This window comes from Nocardia sp. NRRL S-836, assembly GCF_001279525.1.
GTDB lineage: Bacteria > Actinomycetota > Actinomycetes > Mycobacteriales > Pseudonocardiaceae > Lentzea.
In genome coordinates this window covers 1-558 of sequence record NZ_LGDY01000009.1, presented here as the reverse complement: position 1 = coordinate 558, position 558 = coordinate 1, and the positions used below count along the sequence as shown (strand labels likewise).

The 558-nt window shown below is 69.2% G+C and carries 1 pseudogene; it reads right to left on the bottom strand.

From position 1 onward, the window contains the following. Positions 1-147 precede the first annotated feature (147 nt). A pseudogene (locus ADL03_RS03290) lies at positions 148-558 on the bottom strand (hypothetical protein); the annotation flags it as partial.

Here is a 558-nt window from a genome sequence, read left to right as displayed (position 1 = left end):
GCTGGTCGAGATCTTCACCAAGATCATGAAGGTCGTCGGCAAACTGGTCGGCAAGGTGACCGGCCTGGACGTGATCTCCACCAAGTCCATCAAGCCCGGCGGCCTGTTCCACTCGACCAACTCCCCGGACCTCACCCCATCCGGCTCTCACTCCTCCCCTTCTTCACCTTCTTCGTCCACTCCGGACTCTTCGCCGTCGTCCCCTTCTTCACCTTCGTCGCCAACCTCGCCTTCTTCGCCTTCCTCGCCGGACAGCTCGCCGTCGTCGCCGTCTTCACCTTCGTCGCCGTCCTCGCCTTCGTCGCCGGACAGCTCGCCGTCGACACCCTCCCCTGCCCCGGACGCCCCGTCGCGCACCCCGGACAGCTCGTCCCCTTCGTCGGCCCCCAGTCCGTCCCGCACGCCGGATGCTCCGTCCACTCCGGACACTGCGACGCGCCGCCCGGACACCGCTCCCACCCCGGACAGCACGCCTTCTCCTTCCGCCGCTTCACCTTCCGCCCCCGGCGCACCGCACACGCCCTCGTCCCCGGACGCCCCGGCCACCCCGCGCAACAC